Origin of the sequence: Gordonia jinghuaiqii (assembly GCF_014041935.1) — a bacterium.
Lineage (GTDB): Bacteria > Actinomycetota > Actinomycetes > Mycobacteriales > Mycobacteriaceae > Gordonia > Gordonia jinghuaiqii.
In genome coordinates this window covers 3,778,678-3,802,774 of record NZ_CP059491.1, presented here as the reverse complement: position 1 = coordinate 3,802,774, position 24,097 = coordinate 3,778,678, and the positions used below count along the sequence as shown (strand labels likewise).

At 68.7% G+C, this 24,097-nt stretch carries 24 protein-coding genes; 13 read left to right on the top strand and 11 right to left on the bottom strand.

What is annotated here, in order from left to right; genetic code table 11:
* Window positions 1-152: 152 nt before the first annotated feature.
* Genes H1R19_RS17045 through malQ form a run of 3 tightly spaced genes read left to right on the top strand, consistent with a single transcriptional unit; the run spans window position 153 to window position 4,353 of the window.
* Window positions 153-806, top strand: a complete 654-nt coding sequence (locus H1R19_RS17045; RefSeq protein WP_188328596.1) for an NAD(P)H-binding protein — start codon at window positions 153-155, stop codon at window positions 804-806.
* A complete protein-coding gene (locus tag H1R19_RS17040; protein ID WP_219849646.1) occupies window positions 787-2,178 on the top strand; it encodes an FAD-binding oxidoreductase in 1,392 nt (463 codons plus the stop codon). The genes H1R19_RS17045 and H1R19_RS17040 overlap by 20 nt, the downstream gene beginning before the upstream one ends.
* Window positions 2,179-2,220: 42 nt before the next feature.
* The gene (gene malQ, locus H1R19_RS17035; RefSeq protein ID WP_219851740.1) at window positions 2,221-4,353 is read left to right on the top strand and encodes a 4-alpha-glucanotransferase; all 2,133 of its coding nucleotides are present in this window, start codon (window positions 2,221-2,223) and stop codon (window positions 4,351-4,353) included.
* Here malQ and H1R19_RS17030 read toward each other — a convergent pair.
* A complete protein-coding gene (locus tag H1R19_RS17030) occupies window positions 4,325-5,542 on the bottom strand; it encodes an MFS transporter (RefSeq protein ID WP_219849645.1) in 1,218 nt (405 codons plus the stop codon). The genes malQ and H1R19_RS17030 overlap by 29 nt on opposite strands.
* Window positions 5,543-5,633: 91 nt before the next feature.
* Between H1R19_RS17030 and H1R19_RS17025 the strand changes: the two genes are divergently transcribed.
* Entirely contained in the window at window positions 5,634-6,824 is a 1,191-nt protein-coding gene (locus H1R19_RS17025; protein WP_219849644.1) for an ATP-grasp domain-containing protein, read from the top strand.
* Between the two features lie 70 nt (window positions 6,825-6,894).
* Window positions 6,895-8,376 (top strand): flavin-containing monooxygenase, encoded by a 1,482-nt coding sequence (locus H1R19_RS17020; RefSeq protein WP_219849643.1) that lies wholly within the window; start codon window positions 6,895-6,897, stop codon window positions 8,374-8,376.
* Window positions 8,377-8,397: 21 nt separating this feature from the next.
* Here the strand turns inward: H1R19_RS17020 and H1R19_RS17015 are convergent, their stop codons facing one another.
* Genes H1R19_RS17015 through H1R19_RS17005 form a run of 3 tightly spaced genes read right to left on the bottom strand, consistent with a single transcriptional unit; the run spans window position 8,398 to window position 10,834 of the window.
* Window positions 8,398-9,012: a TetR/AcrR family transcriptional regulator gene (locus H1R19_RS17015; protein WP_219849642.1), complete on the bottom strand. Its 615-nt coding sequence runs from the start codon at window positions 9,010-9,012 to the stop codon at window positions 8,398-8,400.
* Between the two features lie 17 nt (window positions 9,013-9,029).
* Entirely contained in the window at window positions 9,030-9,710 is a 681-nt protein-coding gene (locus H1R19_RS17010; protein ID WP_219849641.1) for an ABC transporter ATP-binding protein, read from the bottom strand.
* On the bottom strand, window positions 9,707-10,834 hold the full coding sequence (locus H1R19_RS17005; protein WP_219849640.1) for an ABC transporter permease: 1,128 nt from the start codon (window positions 10,832-10,834) through the stop codon (window positions 9,707-9,709). The genes H1R19_RS17010 and H1R19_RS17005 overlap by 4 nt, the downstream gene beginning before the upstream one ends.
* Before the next feature lie 149 nt (window positions 10,835-10,983).
* Here H1R19_RS17005 and H1R19_RS17000 point away from each other — a divergent pair, with 149 nt between their 5' ends.
* A complete protein-coding gene (locus H1R19_RS17000) occupies window positions 10,984-12,003 on the top strand; it encodes a zinc-binding alcohol dehydrogenase family protein (RefSeq protein ID WP_219849639.1) in 1,020 nt (339 codons plus the stop codon).
* Window positions 12,004-12,005: 2 nt separating this feature from the next.
* Here the strand turns inward: H1R19_RS17000 and H1R19_RS16995 are convergent, their stop codons facing one another.
* Together H1R19_RS16995 and ybaK are read right to left on the bottom strand one after the other, a co-directional pair.
* Window positions 12,006-12,764: an SOS response-associated peptidase gene (locus H1R19_RS16995; protein ID WP_219849638.1), complete on the bottom strand. Its 759-nt coding sequence runs from the start codon at window positions 12,762-12,764 to the stop codon at window positions 12,006-12,008.
* Between the two features lie 38 nt (window positions 12,765-12,802).
* On the bottom strand, window positions 12,803-13,297 hold the full coding sequence (gene ybaK / locus H1R19_RS16990; RefSeq protein ID WP_188328586.1) for a Cys-tRNA(Pro) deacylase: 495 nt from the start codon (window positions 13,295-13,297) through the stop codon (window positions 12,803-12,805).
* A gap of 161 nt (window positions 13,298-13,458) precedes the next feature.
* Here ybaK and H1R19_RS16985 point away from each other — a divergent pair, with 161 nt between their 5' ends.
* Complete coding sequence (locus tag H1R19_RS16985; protein ID WP_188328585.1) at window positions 13,459-14,253, top strand: sigma-70 family RNA polymerase sigma factor; 795 nt, start codon at window positions 13,459-13,461, stop codon at window positions 14,251-14,253.
* Complete coding sequence (gene rsrA, locus H1R19_RS16980) at window positions 14,250-14,567, top strand: mycothiol system anti-sigma-R factor (RefSeq protein WP_188328584.1); 318 nt, start codon at window positions 14,250-14,252, stop codon at window positions 14,565-14,567. Before H1R19_RS16985 ends, rsrA begins: the two co-directional genes overlap by 4 nt.
* Window positions 14,568-14,675: 108 nt before the next feature.
* Here the strand turns inward: rsrA and H1R19_RS23470 are convergent, their stop codons facing one another.
* Window positions 14,676-14,750, bottom strand: a complete 75-nt coding sequence (locus H1R19_RS23470) for a 50S ribosomal protein bL37 (protein WP_369758845.1) — start codon at window positions 14,748-14,750, stop codon at window positions 14,676-14,678.
* Window positions 14,751-14,931: 181 nt separating this feature from the next.
* Here H1R19_RS23470 and H1R19_RS16975 point away from each other — a divergent pair, with 181 nt between their 5' ends.
* Window positions 14,932-15,147 carry a biotin/lipoyl-binding carrier protein gene (locus tag H1R19_RS16975; RefSeq protein ID WP_188328583.1) on the top strand — a complete coding sequence of 72 codons (216 nt, stop codon included), beginning with the start codon at window positions 14,932-14,934 and terminating at the stop codon, window positions 15,145-15,147.
* Window positions 15,148-15,212: 65 nt separating this feature from the next.
* On the top strand, window positions 15,213-16,718 hold the full coding sequence (locus H1R19_RS16970; RefSeq protein WP_188328582.1) for a sensor histidine kinase: 1,506 nt from the start codon (window positions 15,213-15,215) through the stop codon (window positions 16,716-16,718).
* 123 nt (window positions 16,719-16,841) lie between these two features.
* Here H1R19_RS16970 and H1R19_RS16965 read toward each other — a convergent pair whose 3' ends face one another.
* Together H1R19_RS16965 and H1R19_RS16960 are read right to left on the bottom strand one after the other, a co-directional pair.
* On the bottom strand, window positions 16,842-17,096 hold the full coding sequence (locus tag H1R19_RS16965; RefSeq protein ID WP_004023450.1) for a WhiB family transcriptional regulator: 255 nt from the start codon (window positions 17,094-17,096) through the stop codon (window positions 16,842-16,844).
* Window positions 17,097-17,603: 507 nt separating this feature from the next.
* Window positions 17,604-18,554, bottom strand: coding sequence for a diacylglycerol/lipid kinase family protein (locus tag H1R19_RS16960; RefSeq protein WP_219851738.1), 951 nt, complete (start codon window positions 18,552-18,554; stop codon window positions 17,604-17,606).
* A 106-nt stretch (window positions 18,555-18,660) separates the two neighbouring features.
* Here H1R19_RS16960 and H1R19_RS16955 point away from each other — a divergent pair, with 106 nt between their 5' ends.
* Window positions 18,661-19,092 (top strand): hypothetical protein, encoded by a 432-nt coding sequence (locus H1R19_RS16955; RefSeq protein ID WP_188328581.1) that lies wholly within the window; start codon window positions 18,661-18,663, stop codon window positions 19,090-19,092.
* 76 nt (window positions 19,093-19,168) lie between these two features.
* Complete coding sequence (locus tag H1R19_RS16950; RefSeq protein WP_188328580.1) at window positions 19,169-19,957, top strand: ParA family protein; 789 nt, start codon at window positions 19,169-19,171, stop codon at window positions 19,955-19,957.
* A gap of 41 nt (window positions 19,958-19,998) precedes the next feature.
* Here H1R19_RS16950 and H1R19_RS16945 read toward each other — a convergent pair whose 3' ends face one another.
* Both H1R19_RS16945 and H1R19_RS16940 read right to left on the bottom strand, forming a co-directional pair.
* Entirely contained in the window at window positions 19,999-21,273 is a 1,275-nt protein-coding gene (locus H1R19_RS16945) for an Rv3212 family protein (RefSeq protein WP_188328579.1), read from the bottom strand.
* 39 nt (window positions 21,274-21,312) lie between these two features.
* Complete coding sequence (locus H1R19_RS16940) at window positions 21,313-22,938, bottom strand: DEAD/DEAH box helicase (RefSeq protein ID WP_219849637.1); 1,626 nt, start codon at window positions 22,936-22,938, stop codon at window positions 21,313-21,315.
* Between the two features lie 306 nt (window positions 22,939-23,244).
* Here H1R19_RS16940 and H1R19_RS16935 point away from each other — a divergent pair, with 306 nt between their 5' ends.
* On the top strand, window positions 23,245-23,955 hold the full coding sequence (locus tag H1R19_RS16935) for a ferritin-like fold-containing protein (RefSeq protein WP_188328577.1): 711 nt from the start codon (window positions 23,245-23,247) through the stop codon (window positions 23,953-23,955).
* The last annotated feature ends 142 nt before the right edge of the window (window positions 23,956-24,097 follow it).

The window sequence follows — 24,097 nt, the reverse complement described above, 5'->3', positions numbered from 1 at the left end:
CAGACGACCACCCCGCCCCGGCCGACGACGCTCCCACCAGCGTCGCCGGCCGGGGCGGAGTCGTGTGCGGGGCTCCTTCACGGGTGCATGCGTAGGTTGGATTGGGTACGAGACGAGCAGATCCGGTGAACAGCGACGAAAGTGAGAAACCAGTGACGCGAGTGGCCATCATCGGTGGACATGGCAAGATCGCGCTGCGCCTGGCGAGGATCCTGGCCGACCGCGGAGATCAGGTGACCTCGATCATCCGCAATCCCGAACATGCACACGACGTCGCCGAGACCGGCGCGACACCGGTGGTCGCCGACGTCGAGACCCTCGACACCACCGGGATCGCCACCGCGATCTCCGAGCACGACGCGGTGGTGTGGGCGGCCGGAGCCGGTGGCGGTGATCAGGCACGGACCTACGCAGTCGACCGTGACGCGGCCATCCGGTCGATGGATGCGGCGCTCCGGGCAGGTGTCGACCGGTATGTGATGGTGTCGTACTTCGGCGCTGGTCCTGATCACGGCGTCCCCGAGGACAATTCGTTCCACGCCTACGCCGAGGCGAAGGCGGCCGCCGACACGTACCTGAAGTCCACCGAACTCGACTGGACGATCCTGGGGCCGAGTCGCCTCACCGACGAGCCGGGCACCGGGGCCATCGCCGTCGGCGGAGACCGCACCGACGGCGACGAGGTCAGCCGCGACAATGTGGCCGCGGTGGCCGCGGTGGTGCTGGCCCGTCCGTCGACGGTTCATCAGGTGATCGAGTTCAACGACGGCGACACCCCGATCCCCGATGCCCTCGCCGCCTCGTGACGGCCTGCTCGCGCGCCTGAGTGGCATCGTCGGGGACGCCAACGTCCTGACCGACCCGGAGTCCATGTCGGGTTTCCTGCTCGACTGGACCGGGCGGTACCGGGGCGAGGCCGACGCGATCGTGCGTCCCCGGACCACCGCCGAGGTGTCGGCGGTGGTCACCGAGTGTGCCGCCGCCGATGCGCAGATCTGTGTGCAGGGCGGCAACACCGGGCTCGTCGGCGGGTCGGTACCGCCGCCGCGCCGCGACGGTTCCCGTCCGCGGATCGTGCTGTCGACGGTACGGATGACCGATGTCGACGAGGTCGATGCGGTGGGCCGGTGCGTCGGTGTGCAGGCCGGGGCGACCGTGGAGGCCGTCGACGCCGCGGCCGCGAGGTCGGGGCTCGCGTTCGGGATCGATCTCGCCTCGCGCCAGTCGGCGACCGCAGGCGGCGTGGTGTCGACCAACGCCGGTGGCACGCGGATGATCCGCCGCGGCAACGCCCGCTCACAGCTCCTCGGCATCGAGGCGGTGCTCGCCGACGGCCGCGTCCTGCGCCGGTGGGCCTCGTTGGTCAAAGACAATGTCGGATATGACCTTCCGGCGCTCCTGGCCGGGAGCGAGGGCACCCTGGCAGTCATCACCCGAGTCCTGTTCCGGCTCGTCGTGCCCCCGAGGGCGGCCACCGTCGCGGTGGCCGCGATCGCTCACGTCGAGGACGCGATCGGCCTCATCGGTGCCGCCACGTCGCGGGGACTGACCGTCGAGGCCGCTGAACTCATGACCGAGGCCGGGATCGCGCTCGTCACCGGACACGGACAGCGTCGCCCGACGGCCACACCGGGACCGTTCTACGTCCTGCTCGAGGTGTCGGGCACCGGCGACATCGAGTCCACCACGGCGGAACTGCTCGCTGACGCCGACGGGCTCATCGACGCCGTGGCGCAACCCGCTCCCGCCCGCGCGCTGTGGGCCGCACGGGAGGGTCACACCGAGTCGATCGCACGGTCGAGTTCGACGCCGGTGGTCAAGCTCGACATCTCCGTGCCCATCCGTGCGCTTCCGGAGGCCTTCGCCGAGCTGGCCGCGGTCGGCACGCTGACCGAATTCCCGTGTCGGCCGATACTTTTCGGTCATGTCGGGGACGGCAACATCCACGTCAACCTCCTCGACGTCCCACCGGAGCACGCCACGACGGTCACCGATCACGTCTTCGGGATCGTCACGGCCAACGGCGGCAGTATCAGCGCCGAGCACGGGATCGGCCGCGCGAAGGTCGCGTGGACGCACCTCGGCCGCGACGACGTCGACCTCGACATCATGCGCGCGATCAAGGCGACCCTCGATCCCCGGGACCTGCTGAATCCCGGCGTGCTCTTCGACCGGTGAGCGCTCGGGCCGAAATCCTGGCACGATGCTCGGGTGGCTGAAGTGAACCCCGATCGGTTGACCGACCTGGCACGCCGCTACGGCGTCGCCACCAGCTACGTCGGCTGGGGTGAACAGAACCACGAGGTGAGCGTCGAGACGCTCGTGGCCGTCCTCGCCGCACTCGGAGTCGCCGCGGATTCCGACGAGGCGATCGAGGCGTCGATCCGCGAGATCGACGAGCAGCCCTGGCGGGAGTTCGTCCCGGCCGTCACGGTGGTGACCGAGGGAGCGGGCAGCACCTTCGTCGTCCACGTCCCGCACGGGAACCTGGTGAAGGTGTGGATCGTCACCGAGGACGGCGATGATGTCGCGGCGCCGCAACTCGACGTCTGGGTGGAGCCGCGGAACATCGACGGCGCCCTCGTCGGACGGGCCACCTTCGCCGTTCCCGCCGACCTCGCGCCGGGTTACCACCACATCAAGGCGCTCGACCTCGACCGCTCGGCGGCGGCGACGGCGCCGCTGATCGTGACACCCCGCCGCCTGGACACCGCGGACCGGCTGCTCGGCCACAAGCGATGGGGACTGGCCGCGCAGCTGTACTCGATCCGCTCGGCCGACTCCTGGGGTGTCGGCGACTTCGCCGATCTCGCCGGCATCTGCGAGGTCGCGGGCAGCGCCTACGGCGCCGACTTCGTCCAGGTCAACCCGCTGCACGCCGCGCAGCCGCAGCCGCCGATCGAGGCGTCGCCGTATCTACCCGTCACCCGTCGCTTCGTCAATCCGCTCTACATCCGGGTCACCGACATCCCCGAGCTCGAGGGCCTGCCCAGGTCCCGCCGCAAGTGGGTCCGCGCGCTGGGGCGCGGCTTTCTCTCGGAGAACACCGCCACCGACATGATCAGGCGCGACAAGTCCTACCGCGCCAAGATGGAGGCCCTCGAACTGATCTACGGCGTCCCGCTCGATCCGGCGCGCAAGACCGCCTACCGGGAGTTCCGGCGACGAGAGGGCAAGGGCCTCAAGCGTTTCGCCACCTGGTGTGCGCTGGCCGAGCGCTACGACGCCGATGACCGACGGTGGCACGGCAAGTTCCTCGATCCCGCGTACATGAAAAAGAAGCGCCGAAAGTTGGCGCGGCGCATCGATTTCCACATGTGGTTGCAATGGATCTGCGACGAGCAGCTCGCGGCCGCCGCGCGTGCGGCGACGTCGGCGGGGTGCTCGATCGGCGTCATGGCCGACCTCGCGGTCGGGGTCGCGCGCCACAGCGCCGATGCCTGGGCACTCGGCGATGTGCTGGCCACGGGTGCGACGGTCGGCGCCCCACCCGATGGTTTCAACCAGCAGGGGCAGGGGTGGGATCAGCCGCCGTGGCATCCTCGCCGCCTCGCCGAGGCCGGCTACGAGCCCTACCGCGACATGATCCGCACCGTGTTGCGGCACGCGGGCGGCGTCCGCGTCGATCACATCCTCGGTCTGTTCCGGTTGTGGTGGATCCCCGACGGCCGGAGTCCGGCCGACGGGACCTACGTACGGTACGACAGCGAGGCACTCATCGGCATCCTGGCGCTCGAGGCTCAGCGTGCCGACGCCGTCGTGGTCGGGGAGGACCTCGGGGTCTTCGAACCGTCCGTTCAGGATGCGTTGCGCGAGAGGGGAATTCTCGGCACATCGATCCTGTGGTTCGAGCAGGGGCGCTCGGCGGCGATCCCGCCGGAGGACTACCGCGAGCTGTGCCTGACCTCGGTGACGACGCATGACCTCCCGCCGACCGTCGGGTATCTGGCGGGCGATCACATCGCGTTACGGTCCCGGCTCGGTCTGCTCGAGAGCGGTGAGGCGGCCGAACGCGCGCGCGACGCACGCGAGCGCGATGCCGTCCTCGAACTGGCCTACGAACGTGGGCTCCTCTCGCGGGACACCCCGCTGACCGATCCGAAGGTCGTCGACGCGCTGTATGCGGTGATCGCGCGCAGCCCGTCGGTGTTGCTCAGTGTCGCGCTGGTGGATGCGGTGGGGGAGCGGAGAATTCAGAACCAGCCGGGCACCGACAGCACGCAGTATCCCAACTGGTGCATCCCGCTGGCCGATGCCGACGGCGAGGTCGTGCTCGTCGAGGACCTCGTCAGCAGTTCTCGTTTCCGGCAGCTGGTGGCCACGCTCAACTCCGCGGGCGTGCCGGACGCCTGACCGCGATGATCGTCAGGAGCAAGGCGATCAGGGCCAGTACCGCGACCCCGATGTTGAACGCGATGCCCGCGGTCCGCAGGTCCCACCGCTGCGCCGCCAGGCCCTGTCCGACGATGGGGATCGAGATGGCGACGTAGGCGACGACGAAGTACGTGGAGGTCACCTCGGCCTTGCGTCCGGCAGGGCTGGCGGCGATCACCGACGCCAGTCCCTTGCTGAACGACATACCCTGCCCGACACCGCAGATCACCGCCCCGCCGAGCAGCGCGGCGCTCGACGCGGTGACCAGTCCGAGGATAGACACGCAGGTGCCGCCGATGAGGATCGCGCACCCGGCGATCAGCGCCGGTTCGGTGGGCATGCGCCGGACGACGATCTGGGTGAGCGCCGACGAGGCGAACAACACGAACACCAGGAATCCGGTGAAGGCGTGGTTGTCGATACCGAGGATCTGGGTGACGAACGACGGCATGACGCCGGTGAACGTGCCCATCACCGCGAAGCCCGCGAAGGCGGCGATCGCGGCGCGGACGAAGACATCCCTGATGTCGGCGGGTACCGACAGCCGCTGCATGCTCAGGCGTGCACCCGGCGTGACCTCGACGGTCTCGTGAAGACGCCAGATGCCGACTCCGACGAGGGCCAGCAACGCGAGGTCCAGGTAGAAAACGGTGTGCAGGGGCGAGGGCACGTACTGGGCGAGGAGGCCGGCGATCAGCGGACCGAGACCGAGCCCGCCGATGTTCGCCGCGGTCGCGACGGCGGGCGCGCGATCCCGCCACGACGCCGGTGCGAGCTCGATGACCGCGGTCGTTGCGGCGCCGGCATAGATGCCCGCGGACAATCCCGACAGCACGCGTCCGAGGAACAGCTGCCACACCGGCCCGGCGGTGAGGAACACGACGGCGCTGAGGGCCGACAGCCCCGCCCCGGCGATCAGCAGTTTGCGGCGGCCGACGACGTCGGACCACCGCCCGAACCCGATGAGCGCGGCGATGACACCGGCGGCGTAGACGCCGAAGATGACCGTCGTCGTGGTCACCCCGAAACCGAGCTTCTCGCCGTAGAGCGCATACAGCGGCGTCGGCAGCGTCGTACCGAGCATGATCACCGCGAAGGCGTAGACCGCTGCGGCGAAGGAAGCGCCGGTACCCGGGCTCGCGGTGGGGGCACTCCTACGGTCGGTCATGGCAGTGCCACGCTACCGGCACGGCCAGCGGTGCTCACGCCTCTGGGACGTTCGACCGTTGCGGAGGCTCGATCTCGCCTACCGTTCTCGCATGGAGACCCGCGAGCCCCACATTCTGGTGACCACGTCCCGAATGCCCTTCGCGGTGGACGAGATCCACAAGCTGGGTGTCACCGGTCGCGACGTCACCGCCGCGGACACGTTCGCCGCCGCGCCCGGCAGTCATTCCCGCGGTGCGCGACGTCACCTCGAGCTCCCCGCACCGACGCAGCGGCCCGCCGAGTTCGTCGACGCCGTGATCGAGGCGATCGGCAGATTCGACATCACCCTGCTGTTGCCGATGTTCGAGGAGGTCTTCTATCTGGCACGTCACCGGGACCGGATCTCCGCGGCCCACCCCGGCGCCGAACTGTTCTTCCCGGACTTCGAGACCCTCGCCGGGGTGCACGACAAGGTGGATTTCACCGCGCTGTGCCGGAAATTGGGACTGCCGGCCGCCGAATCGGTGACCACGACGAGCCGCGACGAACTGCGCGCGGCCACCGAGCGCTGGCCGCACTGGTTCGCGCGGGCCGCGTTCGGCCGCGGCGGGCTCGACGTCCTCACCAACTCGGGGCCGCTGGCCGGGGAGTCCTCGATCGACGACGTGACCCCGACGCCCGAGGACCCGTGGCTGGTCCAGCAGTACCTCGTGGGCGTCGACCGGTGCAGCTGGAGCGTCGCGCACCACGGCGAGATCGTCCTGCACTCCTGCTACGAACACCCCCTGGCCATCGATGACCGCGGTGGCATCGTGTTCGAATCCGTCGATTCCCCGCAGTCGCTCGCCGCGGCGCAGACGATCGCGCGAGAACTGAACTGGCACGGACAGATCAGCTTCGACTACCTGGTGACCGACGACGGCGTCCACCACATGGTCGAGTGCAATCCGAGGCCGACGTCCGGTTGCACCCTCGCGACCGCGGAGGAATTCGACGCCGCGCTCTTCGACCCCGGCGACCTCGTGGTGGTGCCCGCGGGTCGGAAGAAGATGATCAAGGCGGCCGTGCTGCGCGACGCCCTCAAGCATCCGTCGCATCTGCGCCGGAATCTGGCCGTGGCGAAGGGTGCGGGCGGCGTCTACGACCAGCCCCACGATCACCTGCCGCTGGTGTACTCGGCGTTGTCGTTGCAGCACATCCTGGCCTACCGCAAGGAACTGGGCCTCTCCCGGAACAAGCGCGAGGAGCTCGTGGCGACGCAGTTCTTCGACGTCCTGTGGGATGGCACCGCGATCGCCTGACCAGCGAGGATACCCGGCGCAATGTGTGCTAGGTTACAGTAACTGCCGGTAACAGTTAGTGGGGTGGCTCATGCAACCGGAACATGACGTGGTGATCGTCGGCGCGGGCTTCGGTGGGATGGGGGCCGCGATCGAGTTCAAGCGGCTCGGCATCGACAACATCGCGATCCTCGAGCGCGAGGCCGACCTCGGCGGCACCTGGCACGTCAATCACTATCCGGGGCTCGCCGTCGACATCGCGTCGGTGACGTACTCGTACTCCTTCGAGCCGAATCCGTTCTGGTCCAGGCTGTTCGCGCCCGGCGCCGAGCTCAAACGGTACGCGCACCACGTGGCCGAGAAGTACGACCTCACGCGGCACATGGAGTTCGGGGTCCTCGTCGACTCCGCCGAGTGGGACGACGCCGGCCTCCTGTGGCGGATCCGGACCGGCGACGGCACCGAACGCACCGCACGTTATCTCGTGACCGCGACCGGGTTCCTCTCCCAGCCACACATCCCGGACTTCCCGGGGATCAAGAACTTCGCCGGCACGGTCCTGCACACCGCCGACTGGCAGGACGGTTTCGACTTCGCCGGCAAGAAGGTCGCCGTCATCGGCACCGGCGCGACCGCCGTACAACTGATCCCGGAGATCGCCGCCCGCGCCGACGCCCTCACCGTCTTCCAGCGCACCCCGATCTGGGTGGTGCCCAAGGTCGACTTCGCCATCCCGCGCGCGGTGCAGCAGCTGTTCCGTCGCGTGCCGCTGACGCAACGCGCGGCACGCCTGGTCAACACCTCACTGCTCGAGGCGCTGATGGTCTTCGGGGTCCTGCACTTCAAACAGCTCAAGCCCGGCAACAAGCTGGCCGCGCGGCTCGCCAAGGCGCACCTGCGGGCTCAGGTCGCCGACCCGGAACTGCGTCGAAAACTGACCCCCCACTACGACTTCGGGTGCAAGCGGCCGACCTTCTCCAACACCTACTTCGCCAGCTTCACCAAACCGCACGTCACGCTGGAGACCAGTGGCGTCGCCCGACTCGAGTCAGATGCCATCCTCGCCGCCGACGGCACCCGCACCGAGATTGACACCCTCGTGCTGGCCACCGGCTTCAACCTGTGGGACGTGAACTTCCCGGCGTTCGACATCATCGGTCGCGAGGGCCGTGACCTCGGGAAGTTCTGGCGGGAGAACCGCTTCCAGGCCTACGAGGGCGTCACGGTGCCGAAGTTCCCGAACCTGATCTCGCTCAACAGTCCGTACTCCTACAGCGGATTGTCGTACTTCACCACCATCGAGGGGCAGATGAAGCACATCGCGCGTCTCTTCGGCGAACTGCGACGCCGCGGCAAGGACACCTTCGAGGTCACCGAGACCGCCAACGACGCCTTTCTCGACGAGGTGACGCAGCGTCTGCAGTCGTCGGTGTTCTACAACGGCGACTGCACCGGCTCGCGCAGCTACTACTTCAACCAGCACGGCGAGGCGACGCTCCTGCGTCCGGCGTCGACGCTCCGGACACTGAGGGAGATGAACTCCTATCCCGTCGACGACTACGCGTTCCGCTGACGCCGGTCAGCGGAAAGGGGTTCAGGCGTCGGACAAGCGCAGGTAGCCGCCGAGTAGTCGCCGGATCACCTCGGTCACGGCCGGGCCGCCCGCGGTGGTGGGCACATCGTCTGCGCGAGCGTCGTCGTCGGCGCCGACGGAGCGGCACGCCTGGATGATCATCGAGTCGATGAGCTGCGCGACCTCATGTGGACGTGGCTCGCCGTGCGCGGCAAGGGCATCGACGAGAGGCTCCTGGAGTTCTCGGTGAAACCGTTCCATCGGCCCCTGCAGCACGGTGGCGTCGACGACCCGGACGAGTGCGTTGGCGACGTCCTGTTCCGTGCCGGTGAACAACTCGACGTTCGCGCTGATGTACTCCCAGATCTGCCGACCGGAATCGGTCTGCGCCGCGACCCGGTCACGGACGTGGCGCGCCCATGCCGGAAAGACGTCGGCCACGACCGCGGCGAGGAGCTCGTCGCTCGAGGCGTAGTACTGGTACACGCTGGAGCGGGCGAGACCGACCCGCTGGCCGACGGCGGCCAGGGTCGGCGCCTTCCCGGTGTCGGCCAGGATGGCCTTCGCCCCCGCGAGGATCGCCTCTTCCTGCTGACGCCGGTGCTCGGCGACGGTGGGCGCCTGAATTCTCGGCAAACACCCACCTCCTCAGGTCATTTGGCCGCTGTTGCTCCGGGTGTCAACCTGCCGTCGATCATCTCGTACACCTTGTCACAGTGTATGAGGACGTCCTGGTCATGGGTGACCATGACCACTGCCACATTGTGCTCGTGTGCTTCGCGGGCGAGCAGCTCGACGATCTCGTGGCTTCGTGCGCGGTCGAGGGCGGCGGTCGGCTCGTCGACGAGGAGGACGTCCGGCCGGGTCATCAGAGCTCTCGCGATCCCGACCCGCTGACGTTCACCGCCGGACAGTTGGTGCGGCCGTCGCTTGGCCTTGTGCGCCATGCCGACCTCGGCGAGCAGCTCGGCGACCGGGCGCGGATCGGCAACGCTGCCGAAGGTGAGCGGCAGCCGGAGCTGATCCGCGACGGTCAACGAGCCGAGGAGGTTTCCGCTCTGGAAGACGAATCCGATGTGTTCGCGACGGATTCTGGTCAGTTCGCGGGCGGATGCCGTGCTCAGGTCGACGCCGCCGATCCGTACCGTCCCCGACGTGGGTGCGATGAGGCCGCCGGCGACGGCGAGCAGGCTCGACTTGCCCGAGCCCGACGGCCCCACCACGGCGACGAACTCGCCGGGTGTGACCTCGACGGTGATGTCGTCGAGCGCGGTGACGACATCCTCGCCGTCGCCGTGGACGAGGCTGACAGTGCGAAGTGAGAGTGCGGTCATCGGTTTCCTCCGAGAGCGGTCAGTGGGTCGACCCGGGTGATGCGGAGTACCGCGATCGCGGCCCCGGCCATGCCGCACACGATCAGCAACGCGCCGGCGACGGCGATCGACCCGGTTTCGAGGGCGAACGGCATGGGGGTCGAGCCGATGGCGGCGCCGATGCCGACGCCGATTCCGATGCCCGCGGCGGCCGAGGCAACGAGCAGGATGAGTGACTGCATGAGCGAGTCGCGCAGCAGATACCCGGTGCCGGCGCCGAGGGCGCGCATCACGGCGATCTCCTGCCTGCGCTGGATCGTCAGGACGGTGAAAAAGGCCCCGATCACGAGTGCCGAGATGGCGTACAGGAATGCCTGGATCAGCGCGAGCGTCGAGGTCTCGGCGGTGTAGCCGGGCGACGCACCGAACGATTCCGTCAGTGTCAGGGACGTCGTGCCCGCGGTGGAGTCGCCGGCCGGCAGGTCGACGGTGTCGCCGGCGTTGACCGCGACCGCGGTGATGTCGTCGTAGACGCGCGGCGCCACCGGCTCCCCCGGACGGGCCCCGGCGCGGATCTCCTGCCAGGTGCTCAGCGGCACGTACGCGACGTCCACGTGTCCGAAGGTGCTCTGGCCGTCGAGGATTCCGACGACGCGCAACCGGGTTCCGAGTGGTTCGACGGTCACGGTGTCGCCGATGGCGAGCCCGTCCTCGGCGGCGGTCTCGCTGATGACGAGCTCACCCGGGGTGCCGGAAAGCGAGGAGCCGGACGTCGCGGTGGGGCTGACGAACGAGCCCGGCTCGACGCCGAAGAGGGCGAGATCGATGTCCATACCGGTGTCGGTGCGGCCGTTGATCAGTGCGTTGCCGAATGGGGCGGCGTCGTCGACACCGGGCTGTTCGGCCCAGGTCTGCACCGCGGAGGTCGGCACCAGGCTGCGGGAGAAGGCGGAGTCGGTGGCGATGTCCTTCTGGAAGGCGAAGGAGGTCACCGGCAACTTCTTGAGTCCGGAGACACCGTCGTTGACCAGTCCCACCGACAGGCCGCTCAGCAGGACCATCAGCACGGCGATGAGTGCGACCACCGATCCCATCAGGGCGAACCGTCCGCGGGCGAAGGTGAGTTCACGTAGGGCCAGGAACATCGTCAGTTCCTCCACTCGGTTATCGACAGCATGTCGGGAAAGATAGCGACAATGTGTCGGGAAGTGCAATTCGAGTGACGGGGGTCTCGGGTCCGGAAGCGTTCCCGGTTACGCGTGACGGGGCGCCGGGCCGGGGATAACCTCGGGACATGCGCGCATGGGCGGTGACCGAACCGGCGCCGATCGACACCGGACCGATGCGGTTCGTCGACAAGCCACGTCCGCGGCCGGGTCCCGGCGAGTTGCTCGTCGAGGTACGCGCGTGCGGTGTGTGCCGCACTGATCTGCATGTCGCCGAGGGGGACCTGCCGGTGCATTGCGAGAACGTGACCCCGGGACATGAGGTGGTCGGCCACGTCGTCGAACTCGGGAGTGGCGCACAGGGTTTCACGCTCGGGGACCGGGTCGGGGTCGCCTGGCTGCACAGCACCGACGGCACCTGTGACCGATGTGTTCGCGGCAACGAAAACCTCTGTGCCGCATCGCGCTACACCGGCTGGGATGTCGACGGCGGCTACGCCGAGTTTGTCACCGTGCCCGCCGCGTTTGCCTATCCGCTCCCGGACGGGATCGACGACGTGTCCCTCGCCCCGCTGCTGTGTGCGGGCATCATCGGGTACCGGGCCCTGCGGCGCACCGGGCTGCTCGACGGCCCAGGCCCCGCCCGTCCGAAACGGCTGGGCCTCTACGGTTTCGGTGGCAGTGCCCACCTCTGCGCGCAGCTGGCGATCGCGCTCGGCATCCAGGTGCACGTGCTCACCCGCGGAGAGCAGTCGCGGCGGCTCGCGGCGGCGCTCGGTGCGGCGTCGGTCGGCGACGCGCGCGACGCCCCGCCGGTGTTGCTCGACGCCGCGATCACCTTCGCGCCGGTGGGTGATCTGGTGCCGGTGGCGATGCGGGCCCTCGACCGTGGGGGAGTCCTGTCGATCGCCGGCATCCATCTCAGTGACATCCCCGCCCTCAACTATGAGCGAGAACTGTTCTACGAGAAAGAGATCCGCTCGGTAACAGCGAACACCCGAGCCGACGGCACCGAGTTCCTGACGTTGGCCGAACGCCACGGAGTCCGCGCCACGACCCACGAGTACCCGATCTCGCGGGCCGACGAGGCATTGCTGGATCTGAGGAACGGCCGCTTCGACGGCGCCGCGGTCCTCACCACGGACTGAGTTCAGAGCGGGTTGAGCAACTCCGGACCGTTGTTGGCGACACGGTTGACCAGCGGTGCCACCTCGCGGATCGCGATGGCGTCCACGAGAGGTTCGGCCGGCGCGGAGAACAGGTCGTCGGGTGCCCTGTGGTCGGGATCGAGCCAGGTGTCCCAGCTGTCGAACGGCATGATCAGGGGCATCCGGTCGTGGACCTCACGCAGTTTGCCGACCGCATCGGTGGTCAGGATCGTGCAGCTGAGCAGCGGCGGGGCGTCGGAACCCTCGGCGTGCCACACCGACCACAGGCCCGCCATGAACAAGCGGGTCCCGTCCTCGGGGGCCATGAAGAACGGGATCTTCGTGGGCTTGCCCTTGCTGTCGGCCGGTCCCTTCTTCCACTCGTACCAACCGTCCATCGGCACCAGGCACCGACGCGATCTGACCGACACACGGAACGAGCTCTTCTCCGCGGCGCTCTCGGCGCGGGCGTTGAACAGCAGCGGCCCCTTGCCGACCTCCTTCGCCCACGGCGGCACCAGTCCCCAGCGCATGGCGCGCACCCGCAGGAGCGGATCGTCGTCGGGTTCCTCATGGGAATGGCGCTTGACGACGGTCATCACCGTGGTGGTCGGTGCGACGTTGTAGTTCACGCCGGGCGACCGGGCCGGTGGGGCGTCGAGGTCGGCGGACTCACTCGCCGGTTCGGGTACCTCGTTGACCGCGTCGATCTCCGCCGCCAGCTTCGCCGGGTCGGTGGTCACCGCAAAACGTCCGCACATGGTGTCCATGCTGCCCTAGGACGAGCCGCGGGTGAGCCTCACACGGCGATGTCGGCGAACACGGCCTCGGTGACGGCGGCGAGGTCGGCCGGTGCGAGCGCAATCTCCAGTCCGCGCTTGCCCGCGCTGCACAGCACCGTGTCGAACCCCATCGCCGAGGAATCGATGACGGTCGGCAGACTCGACCGCTGACCGACCGGGGAGACCCCGCCCAGGACGTAGCCGGTCGTCCGGGTGACGGCCTTGGCCTCGGCCATCTTGGCCTTCGACGCGCCGAGGGCCGCGGCTGCCGCCTTGAGCGAGAGTTTCGCCGGAACCGGCACCACGGCGACAGCCAGACCGGGGCGGTCACCGCCGGAGAGTTCGATGACGAGCGTCTTGAAGATCTGTTCGCCGCGGACCCCGAGGGTATCGGCCAGCGCCTCGACGGCCTCGGCGCCGTAGGCCTCCGACCTGGGATCGTGGTCGTAGCGGTGGACGGTGTGCGAGATCTCCGCGCGTTCGAGTGCGGCGATCGCCGGGGTGGCGGCCATGGTCGTTACCTCCTGCTCGGGACTGCCGGGTCTACGCCGAATGCGGACCCGCTGGATCGACCCGGCCGGGCGCGGGGGGAACAAATGACCGGCCGGGCTCTGTTGTGACTGGTTGCGACGAATGAAGACACAGGACATACCGCGAAGAAGGTGAGACACGCATGGGCGCATCGGCCGTACTGGAGCTGCCGGACCGCATCGAACCGAGGACCCTCTCGCTCGGGCCGGGATCGGTAGGCTTGACCGGCAACGTTCCCATGACACCTCTCATCGAAGGAATCGTAGTGTCCGAAGCCAGGCCAGCCGGCGACGAGTCACCGGGCGCCGAGACCAAGGCGCCTCGACGCGCCGACCCGAACGAGAGCCCCGAGCAGCTGACCGAGCGGTTCGAGCGTGACGCATTGCCACTGCTCGACCAGATGTACGGTGCCGCGCTGCGCATGACCCGCAATCCGGCCGATGCCGAGGACCTCGTCCAGGAGACCTACATCAAGGCGTTCACCGCCTTCGCGTCGTTCCGGGAGGGCACCAACCTCAAGGCCTGGCTCTACCGGATCCTGACCAACACCTACATCAACGGCTACCGCAAGAAACAGCGACAGCCCGCGCAGTACCCCACCGACGAGATCTCCGACTGGCAGATCGCCGCCACCGCCGAACACACCTCGCAGGGGTTGCGGTCGGCGGAGATCGAGGCGCTCGACACGCTGCCCGACGACGAGATCAAGGCGGCACTGCAAGAGCTTCCCGAGGATTTCCGGATGGCCGTGTACTACGCCGATGTGGAAGGCCTGCCGTACAAGGAGATCGCCGAGATCATGGACACCCCCATCGGAACCGTCATGTCCCGCCTGCACCGCGGCCGCCGGCAGCTGCGTGAGCTGCTCGCCGACGTCGCCCGCGAACGCGGCTTCAACCGGTCGGCCCGCGCCTCGGGTGCGGAGGTGGTCCGATGACAGACATCGATCCCGAACTCACCCGGCTCGACTGCTCGGCGGTGATCGCCGACGTCTGGCTCCTGCTCGACAACGAGTGTGACCAGAACGCCCGCGAGCGCCTCCAGGGGCATCTCGACAGTTGCCCCTCGTGCCTGGCCCACTACGGCATCGAGCAGCAGCTCAAGGCGCTCGTGAACCGCAAATGCGGCGGCGACCAGGCACCCCAGGGCCTCCGTGACCGGCTGCGGATCGAGATCCGCAAGACCGTCATCGTGCACGAGACCACCGTGCAGGAAAATGCCGTGCAGGACACCACCGAGACCGATCGCTGAGATCCGACGCGCGCGGGGGATGCGCGCATGAAAAAGCCCGGGCGGCCAGATGGCCGTACCCGGGCGTTTTTCTTGTTCTCGCTCGTCTGATCCGCCGCGAGGCGAGGATCAGGCGTTGGGGCGCTTGCCGTGGTTGGCAGCGTTCTTCTTACGAGCACGCTTCTTGCGTCCGCGCTTTCCCATGACGCATCTCCTTCATTGCGGGGGCGGGCGTCGTCTCCTGACAGGCCCGTTGTGACTGCACATCCCGCGGGACCGGGACATAACAGTGTCTCAGGCATTCTGCCACGGGACAAAAATCGGCTGGCCATCACCCGGTCGGGACCCGATCCTCCGTCGCGAGGATGTGGGCTAACTTAGGTGCATGGCAGAAGACGTTGTCGCAGAGATCGTCGCGAGTGTCCTCGAAGTGCGCGCCGCCGCGGGGCAGCAGATCGAGGTCGGCGACACCCTGGTGCTGCTCGAGTCGATGAAGATGGAGATCCCGGTCCTCGCCGAGGAGCCGGGCACCATCGCCGAGGTCAAGGTCGAGGTCGGCGACGTCATCCAGGCCGGCGACATCATCGCCGTCTTCGAATAGCGCATCGTCGGCCCCCGACTCCCATGCCCCCGACTCCCATGCCCCCGACTGCCACGTTGACCTGAATGTCGACCCTCTCCGATCTCCTGGCCGAGCACACGACGCTCTCCGACTCGGCCGCGGCACACCTGCAACGCCTCGTCGCCGAGTGGCAGCTGCTCGCGGACCTGTCCTTCGCCGACTTCCTGCTGTCGGTACGTACCGACAGCGGTGCCGTCGTCACGGTGGCGCAGTGCCGACCCAACACGGCGTCGACGGTCTTCCCGACCGACGAGGTCGGCCGCGTCATCGACACGACGGTCCATCCGCAGGTTCTCCGTGCCTTCAGCTCCGAACGTATTCTGCGCGACGAGGACCCGACCTGGTTCGGCGCGACGGCGATGCGCCAGGAAGCCGTCCCCGTCGGGTTCGAGGGCTCGGTCATCGCGGTTCTCACCCGAGCCGTCGACCTCACCCACCCGCGCCTGCCCTCGCCGCTGGAGCTCGCCTACCAGGACTCGGCCGACGATCTGTGTCAGATGGTCGCCGACGGCACCTTCCCGCACGAGGAGGGCAACCCGAGAGGACTGTCGACGCCGCGCGCCGGCGACGGGTTCGTCCGGCTCGACGGCGCCGGCACGGTCACCTACACCAGCCCCAACGCGCTGTCGGCCTTCCATCGCATGGGCTGGACCGCCGAGCTCAACCACACGCGCCTGTCCGATGTGGTCAAGCAACTCATCACCGAGCCGTTCGAGGCCGACGAAGTCGCGCTCATGCTCGACACGGCGGCCGGCCTGATCGAGATCCCCACCGGGCCCTACCGGGACATCGGCATGCGTGTCGAGGCCGACGCACGACGCGCGACCGCACTGATCCGGGCGGTTCCGCTGCGTCCGCGCGGAACGGTGTCGGGTGCGGTTGTCCTCATCCGCGACGTCACCGAGGTCAAGCGGCGCGACCGTGCATTGATCAGCAAGGACGCCACGATCCGCGAGATCCACCATCGGGTCAAGAACAACCTGCAGTCGGTGTCGGCGCTGCTGCGGTTGCAGGCCCGGCGCACCTCCAACACCGACGCCCGCGAAGCCCTCAACGAGGCCGTGCGCCGGGTGGCCTCCATCGCGCTGGTGCACGAACTGCTGTCGGGCAGTGTCGACGAGGAGGTCGACCTCGACGAGGTCGTCGATCGTCTCGTCCCGATCCTGGTCGACGTCGCGTCGGGGGAGGCGCGGGTGACGGTCCGTCATCGCGATCGTCTCGGGGTGCTGACCGCGGAACTGGCGATGCCGCTGGTGATGGTCCTCACCGAGCTCATCCAGAACGCGATCGAGCACGGCTTCGACGGCGACCCACCCGCCGACGCCGAGATCGCGGTCATCGCCGAGCGTGACGTGCGCGACCTGCGAATTGCGGTTCGCGACAACGGTATCGGACTTCCTGAACACTTCGACCTCGCCACCTCGGATCATCTCGGGCTGCAGATCGTCAAGACGCTCGTGTCGATCGAACTCGCGGGCGAACTCGACATCCACGCCAATCCCGACGGTCCCGGTACCGAAGTGGCAGTGGTCATCCCGCTGCGATCCTGACCCCGCGGGCGTCGGTCGATGTCGGGTGTCGACGAAAATGCCTGTCGCACAATGTCTTTTGCGCACGAAAAAACCCGGCCGTAGCCGGGCTTTTTCGAATCCGGATGTGGCGACTGCCGAGGGCTAGACGCTGCTCCGGGTGCGCGTACGTGCGGTACGGCGCTTGAGTGCGCGTCGCTCGTCCTCGCTCATGCCGCCCCAGACGCCTGCGTCCTGGCCGGACTCGAGAGCCCATGACAGGCAGTCGGCGGTGACGGGGCACCGTGCACAGACGAGCTTCGCGTCGGCGACCTGGGCGATGGCCGGGCCGCTGGTTCCCACAGGGAAGAACAGCTCCGGATCCTCGTCGCGACAGATGGCCTTGTGACGCCAGTCCATTCCTCTACTCCTTCGGGCGCGCTCGCGCGCGCCACTCGATTCACTTGCTGATGATTGTTGGATGTAACTCTTAGTTCACGCGGGCGCACCAAATGTTTCCGCGCTGTTGCTTGTGAATACTTTCACGAATTCGGCCGAAGTCAATGGGTTTGCCTTAACACGTGTGCAACATCACGTCGCAGGCCCTACCACTTCGGCCTCGATCACCCAGCGGGGGGTGTGGGCAGCAGGTTCGATGCCCGTGTAGTAGCCTACTCGCTCCCCCGCGGTGCTGTCGATGGGTTTCCGCAGGTCGCGCCTGTTGAGGGTCGGAAAATCGCCATGACGTGGAAAGACGCCGGGAGTATTTTTTGCCACATGCGCCGACGGTGTTGATCCACACCACCGGAACCGGACCGCAGGCGGCTGACCGCGGCAGCGGTGGGTGCCGGCATCCTGGCCGGCCGCGTACCGCGCTGGTAACTGCAGATCGAATCGTTCCTCACCGCTGCCGGACGCGGCGCTGCCTTACGTCGTGATGTCGGTGATCTCCACCGGCGGTGCGACGACCGCGAGGGCGTCGCGACGGTGCCGAAAACGGATGTCCCGGAACGCCCCGATGTAGTCGCCGTCCATCTGCACGTCGATGGGCTCGGCGGCGACGAAGCGGACCTCGTCGACGTCGTCGTCGCGAAAGAGGTGGCGTGCCTTGGGATTCGCCTGTGTCAGCAACCGGGTTGCCAGCGGCAGGTTGCGCAGCACACCGGTCGAGGTGGCCACGAACACCCCGAGCCCGGTGTCGAAGGCGGTGCCGGGGTTGGTGCGGATCTCCCGCGGGCCGAGATACGTCCAGGGGCTGGTGTTGGACACGAAACCGAAACGGGCGCCGACGATCCGGTCGCGTCCGGGGATCTCGACGTCGAAGGTGGCCGAGCTGCCGGACTGCTTGAGGAAGCTGGTGACGGTGGTCCACAGGTAGCGCGCCGGGGTGGCGGTCTTGCCGGCGTGGCGTTTGTCCTCCATCGCATGCACCACCACGGCGTCCATGCCCATGCCGGTGTTGAACAGGAACCACCGGTCGTCGGTGTGACCGAGGCCGATGCGACGGCACCGCCCCGCGTCGAGCAGCGAGATGATCTGCTGTGTCGCCAGGAGCGGGTCCGGGTCGATACCCAACGTCCGCGCGAACACGTTGGCGCTGCCGCCCGGGATCACGGCGAGTGCCGGACGCTGCCGGGTGGGGTCGCTGACCGACGGCGGGCCCAGCAGTCCGTTGGCGGCCTCGTTCACCGAACCGTCGCCGCCGTGGACGATGACGGTGTCGAAACCCTCGGCCGCCGCGCGGGTCGCGAGTTCGAAAGCGTGCCCGCGGTGGGTGGTGAGCTCGACGTCGAGGTCGAAATGTGCGCTGAGGGTATGCGCCAGGGCATCGCGACCCGCCGGACTGGTCGCGGTGGCGAAGGGGTTGACGATGAGCATGACGCGCACGACACCCGAGGATATGGGGTCCGACGGGTCCGCGCGTAATCGCACCGCTACCCGGACCCGCCGGGGTCACCCCGCCGGCACCAAATATCCTGGACCGGTGAGCACGGAGAAGGACCGCCCCGAGGTCGACACCGATCCGTCGGTGACGCCCCGCCAGATCAAGATCGCCGGCGCCGTCACCACCGCCGAAGGGCTGCTCGGTGTCACGGTCGCGGTGATCCTGGTGATCCGCGGTCTCGCCGGCCACCGGGAAGCCGCGATCAGCGGATACGGAACCGCGGCCTGGTTCGCCATCATCGGTGGAGGTGTCCTCCTCGGCGGCCTGGCGCTGCTCACCGGGCGGCGCTGGGGTCGCACGATCGCCATGATGGCGCAGATCCTGCTGCTGCCGGTCGCCTACTACCTCTTCACCAGCGGGTGGTCGGCCCTCGCGGTTCCACTCGCGCTGGTCGCGCTCGGCGCGCTGGTGATGCTGTTCAGTCCGGCGTCGGTGCGGTGGCTCGCCGAGGGACCCGAACCCGGGAGCTGACCCCGGCCGGCGACTCTGCGGCCCCAGCAGACTCTTATCCGACGAGCACGGGGCAACCGGTCGTACAGTAGGGCGCATGACCCGCATCCTCGCGATCGCCAATCAGAAGGGCGGGGTCGCCAAGACCACCACGGTGGAGTCCCTCGGGGCCGCCCTTGCCGACCTCGACGTGTCCGTACTCGTCGTCGACCTCGATCCCCAGGGCTGCCTGACCTTCTCTCTCGGGCACGATCCCGACCAGCTGCAATCCTCGGTCCACGACGTGCTCCTGGGCGACGCGGAGATCGCCGACGTCCTGCTCGACACCGAGGACAAGGTCACCCTGCTACCCGCCACCATCGATCTCGCCGGTGCCGAGGCCCTGTTGCTGATGCGACCGGGACGCGAGTACGCGCTCAAGCGGGCGCTCGCCGAGGTGGGTGAGGATTTCGACGTCATCATCGTCGACTGCCCGCCCTCGCTGGGCGTGCTCACGCTCAACGGGCTGACCGCGGCCGACGAGGTCATCGTGCCCCTGCAGTGCGAGACCCTGGCCCACCGCGGCGTCGGACAGTTGCTGCGCACGGTCCGTGAGGTCCAGCAGATCACCAATCCGAACCTCACGATGCTCGGTACCGTCGCCACGCTCTTCGACGCCCGGACCACCCACAGCCGCGACGTCCTCGCCGACGTGTCCGACCGCTACGAGCTCCCGGTGCTGGATCCGCCGATCCCGCGCACCGTTCGCTTCGCCGAGGCGTCCGCCTCCGGGACATCGGTGATGCGCGGTCGCAAGAACAAGGGCGCCATCGCCTATCGCGAGCTCGCGGAGAACCTCTGGAAGCACTGGGACGCCGGCGAAGCGGTACGTACCTTCGGCGCCTGAGTCCATTCGAGACACCCGGGGCCGGGAGCGGTACGCGGGCCTCAGCCGGGGCCGTAGGCCTCGATGGTCGGGCCACGCTGCTCGACGACGATGTCGCCGATGACGCGCAGGCTCACCACCGACTCCACGGGCCCGCTCCGGGTGAGCGGGATGGATCGGATCTCGCGACCGGTGGCGACATCGCGCACGCTGATCCCCGACGCGCTCGGCAGCAGCAGCTGACCGGCCATCACCTGGCCCGGGCCGAGGGTGCCGGGCACCTGGTAGATCGGCTTGAGGCTCGTGGCGTCGAGCACCACCGTCGCCCGGCCGGTCCAGTACGTCACGATGCCGTCGGCCGCGATCGGGACGCTGCCCGGGGGAGGCGTCGCGGCGCCGGCGACGGTGTTTGTGCCGGCGGCGACGCCGTCGGAGTCAAAACGGCGGATGGCCGGTCCGCTCTCGGCGCCGATCGTCGGCGGTTCGGCGGGACTCGCGCCACCGTCGTAGACCGCGATCCCCGACGGGGACATCGCGACCAGGACCGGCGGCGGTCCACTGGTGTCCCCGGTGATGAGGGTCGACCCGTACTCTTCGACCCGCTCGTCGTCGCCGAGTACCGCACCGAGGACGGTCAGCCGGTAGCCCGGATCATCGGCACACCGCTCGATGACCGCGACACGGTCACCTGAGACGGCCGACGAGAACAGTTCGCAGTCCGCGCGTCGCGGCGTGTCCTCCGGGCGTACGGCCGCCTCGATGCGGCCGTACTCGATGCCGCGGACGAGGTTCGATCCCCACGTCTCCATTCGGCGGGGCCCCTGCGCGACGACGTAGCCGGAATCGCTGACCAGCGCGAGGGTGGCGTCGGCATCGCTGGTCCGGGCACCCTTGCGGCTTCCGGTGGCGGCGTCGAGTGCGGTGACCTCCGAACAGCCCCGGCTGTTGCGGTAGACGGCCAGGGCGAGGTCGACGCTGGAGGTCCACGCGGTACCCACCGCGCACAGGTCCAGATCCCTTGTGTAGGACCACAACTCGCGCCCGGTCCCAGGGTCGTGTCCGACGACCGCGCCGCCGTTGCCGGTCACGATCACCGAGTCGGCGACGGCCGGGGCGGTGGTGGCGTCGGAGTCTGCCTGCCAGCGGAACACGAAGGCCGCCGGCACGGACTGGGGCTGCTCGACGCCGGGCGGCGTGCCCTGCGCCTGCACGCTCGTCGTCTGACGGACCGGGCTGACCACCCACGCGATCAGACCGACCGCGACCACGAGTACGACGATGACCGCGGTGATCGCGAGATCGCGCGGTCGGCGCCGCTCGGGTCTGACTCGTGCCACGCGGGGTTCCGGGGGAGTCGGTCGGCTAGGCGGTGGTGGTCATTCGGCGGTGGCAGCGGCCGAGGCTGCCGAGTCGGCACCCGCGGACTCCGGCGCCGCGGAGTCGCGGTTGGCGCCACCACGACGGCGGCGGCGACGGCGCGGCTTCGCGGTGCCCTCACCGGTGTCGCCGTCCGACGGGCTCTCGCTGCTGTCGGAAGCGGGGGCGGCGGAGACAGGGGCCGCGCTGCTGTCCGCGCTGCCGGCGGAGCTGGTGCTGCTGTCGGCGTCGCCGGCCTGACCGGCGCGCGTGCGGCGCCGGGTGCGGTCGGAAGGCTTGCGTGGCGCCCGGTCCTGACGGGACTCGCGCTTCTCACTGCTGTCGCGTTCGGGCCTGGCGGCGGCGACGATACGGCCGGTCTTCGACTCCGGGATCGACATGTCGTCGCGCAGGTTCTCCGACGTCGAGTAGGTCTCCGGCGGGTCGGGGATGCCGAGGCCGAGCGCGTTGTTGATGAGTTCCCAGCGGTGCAGCTCGTCCCAGTCGACCAGGGTCACCGCGATGCCGGTCCGCCCGGCGCGACCCGTGCGGCCGATGCGGTGCACATAGGTCTTGTCGTCGTCGGGGCACTGGTAGTTGATGACGTGGGTGACGTCGTCGACATCGATGCCACGGGCGGCGACGTCGGTGGCGACCAGCACGTCGATGGAGCCCTCGCGGAACTTGTTGAGTGCCTTCTCACGCGCGACCTGGCCGAGGTCGCCGTGCACCGCACCCACCTTGAACCCGCGTTCGGCGAGGTCGTCGGCGACCTTCTGTGCGGTGCGCTTGGTGCGGGTGAAGATCATCGTGGCGCCGCGGCCGTCGGCCTGCAGGATGCGGGCGACGAGTTCGGCCTTGTCGAGAGCGTGGGCCCGGTAGGCGTACTGGGCGGTGCGGTCGTGCACTGCCGAGTCGTTGGCGTTCTCGGCGCGGATGTGTGTCGGCCGGTTCAGGAACGTGCGGGCCAGGGTCACGATCGGACCGGGCATCGTCGCCGAGAACAACATGGTCTGGCGGGGTGTCGGCAGGGCCGACATGATGCGCTCGATGTCGGGCAGGAAGCCGAGGTCGAGCATCTCGTCGGCCTCGTCGAGCACCAGGATCGACACCTTGCCGAGGACCAGATGGCCCTGCTTGGCGAGATCGAGGAGGCGGCCCGGGGTGCCGACGACGACGTCGACGCCGGACTGCAGCTCGGAGATCTGTGCCTCGTAGGGGCGCCCGCCGTAGATCGAGGTGATCTTCAGCGGACGGACGGTGCCGTCGGCGAGGGTGACGTCGGTGGTGCGGGCCGCGACCTCGAGGTCTCCGGTCACCTGCACGCACAGTTCGCGGGTGGGCACGATGATCAGCGCGCGCGGGGTGTTGTCGAGCGGGCGCACGCCCGATGTCTCGGCATGGGCGAGGCGGTGCAGCAGCGGGATGCCGAATCCGAGGGTCTTGCCCATGCCGGTACGTGCCTGACCGATCAGGTCATGGCCTTCGAGGGCGAGCGGCAGGGTGAGTTCCTGGATCGCGAAGCTCTCGGTCTTGCCGTCTGCGGCGAGAGCCGAGACGATTCGCTCGTCCACGCCGAGTTCGGCGAAGGTGGGGGCGGTGTGGGTGTCGTCGACGATGGTCGTCTGCACGGCGGAATCGCTCATGTGCGGTTGTTGCCTTTCTGGGCCGTCTGTGCGCGCGGTGTGTTTCGGTGCGCGCACGAGGAAGGCTCGAAAGTGCGCGCGCAATTGTCCTGGTGGCACCGCCGGATGTGACCGGGTGTCGGGCGAGATGGCCCGCAGGTTGCCCGCGGGGAACCCGCAGGCAACAACGATCAGTACATCCACACGCTCGCACCGGCCGCGCAGTCGATAACCGGGCTGCTCAGCGGGCAAGCGACGGGGGGTCCCGTCCAGTGCACCGCAGTCGAGTGTACTTGGTGCATCCGATCAGCCCGCTACCATCACCTCATGGCGCCTGCATCCGACCCCACCGAGTCGACTCCGCGACCTGCCGGGGACACCCCGGTGGCTGCGATCGAGAAGCAGGATTCGGCGATCGGCAAGTTGTTCGCGGTGCTGCTGGCCGGCGAGTTCGCCGCCTTCTACCGCCTGATCGACGAGTCGTCGATGGCCCCCGACGTCCCCAGCCGGATCGCGATCGCGCGGATGGCCGCATCCGAGGTCGCCCACTTCGACCGCCTCGCCGAGCGGGTGTCGGCGATGACCGGACTCGACGCGGCGGAGGCCGTCGAGCGGTACCGGTCGGTGTTCGACCAGTACCACCGCGCCACCACCCCGAAGACCTGGTACGAGGCGCTCGTCAAGGCCTACGTGGGAGACGGCCTGGCCGCCGACTTCTACGCCGAGCTCGCCGACGTGCTGCCGCCGGACTCCCAGGCGGTGATGGCCGAGGTGATGTCGCAGACCGCCAGTTCGGAGTTCGCCCGTGAGCAGGTCCGGTCCGCGGTCGCGGCCGACCCGTCGATCAAGTCGGCGCTGATCCTGTGGGGCCGGCGCCTCCTCGGCGAGGCCATCACACACGCGCAGTGGGTGCTCGCGGCCGAGGAAGAGGTCACCGACCTGCTCTTCTCCGGTTCCTCGCTGTCCGGGGTCGCGGGGTTCTTCGACGCGGTCGCCGCCAAACACGCCGAGCGGATGACCGACCTCGGACTGGTCTGAGGTCCGTCTTCCGCAGGTCGTCGCCGCCCGGCGTTTTCGCTGTCAGCGGAGCGCCTGTCACGCCGGGACCCGGCTGAACTAGCCTTGTGCGGCAAGCGTTGTTGAGACCGAGCGTTGTTGAGACCCAGCGTTGATGAAACAC

Excerpts from the sequence above, each read along its gene's own strand:
- H1R19_RS17025 (WP_219849644.1), top strand. The coding sequence starts at position 5,634 with ATGGAGACCCGCGAGCCCCACATTCTGGTGACCACGTCCCGAATGCCC.
- H1R19_RS16940 (WP_219849637.1), bottom strand. The coding sequence starts at position 22,938 with ATGAGCGATTCCGCCGTGCAGACGACCATCGTCGACGACACCCACACC.
- H1R19_RS17010 (WP_219849641.1), bottom strand. The coding sequence starts at position 9,710 with ATGACCGCACTCTCACTTCGCACTGTCAGCCTCGTCCACGGCGACGGC.
- H1R19_RS16995 (WP_219849638.1), bottom strand. The coding sequence starts at position 12,764 with ATGTGCGGACGTTTTGCGGTGACCACCGACCCGGCGAAGCTGGCGGCG.
- H1R19_RS16960 (WP_219851738.1), bottom strand. The coding sequence starts at position 18,554 with ATGCTCATCGTCAACCCCTTCGCCACCGCGACCAGTCCGGCGGGTCGC.
- H1R19_RS17040 (WP_219849646.1), top strand. The coding sequence starts at position 787 with ATGCCCTCGCCGCCTCGTGACGGCCTGCTCGCGCGCCTGAGTGGCATC.
- H1R19_RS16970 (WP_188328582.1), top strand. The coding sequence starts at position 15,213 with ATGTCGACCCTCTCCGATCTCCTGGCCGAGCACACGACGCTCTCCGAC.
- H1R19_RS17030 (WP_219849645.1), bottom strand. The coding sequence starts at position 5,542 with ATGACCGACCGTAGGAGTGCCCCCACCGCGAGCCCGGGTACCGGCGCT.
- H1R19_RS16950 (WP_188328580.1), top strand. The coding sequence starts at position 19,169 with ATGACCCGCATCCTCGCGATCGCCAATCAGAAGGGCGGGGTCGCCAAG.
- H1R19_RS17000 (WP_219849639.1), top strand. The coding sequence starts at position 10,984 with ATGCGCGCATGGGCGGTGACCGAACCGGCGCCGATCGACACCGGACCG.
- ybaK (WP_188328586.1), bottom strand. The coding sequence starts at position 13,297 with ATGGCCGCCACCCCGGCGATCGCCGCACTCGAACGCGCGGAGATCTCG.
- H1R19_RS16985 (WP_188328585.1), top strand. The coding sequence starts at position 13,459 with ATGGGCGCATCGGCCGTACTGGAGCTGCCGGACCGCATCGAACCGAGG.
- H1R19_RS17005 (WP_219849640.1), bottom strand. The coding sequence starts at position 10,834 with ATGTTCCTGGCCCTACGTGAACTCACCTTCGCCCGCGGACGGTTCGCC.
- H1R19_RS16935 (WP_188328577.1), top strand. The coding sequence starts at position 23,245 with ATGGCGCCTGCATCCGACCCCACCGAGTCGACTCCGCGACCTGCCGGG.
- rsrA (WP_188328584.1), top strand. The coding sequence starts at position 14,250 with ATGACAGACATCGATCCCGAACTCACCCGGCTCGACTGCTCGGCGGTG.
- H1R19_RS16965 (WP_004023450.1), bottom strand. The coding sequence starts at position 17,096 with ATGGACTGGCGTCACAAGGCCATCTGTCGCGACGAGGATCCGGAGCTG.
- H1R19_RS17020 (WP_219849643.1), top strand. The coding sequence starts at position 6,895 with ATGCAACCGGAACATGACGTGGTGATCGTCGGCGCGGGCTTCGGTGGG.
- H1R19_RS16975 (WP_188328583.1), top strand. The coding sequence starts at position 14,932 with ATGGCAGAAGACGTTGTCGCAGAGATCGTCGCGAGTGTCCTCGAAGTG.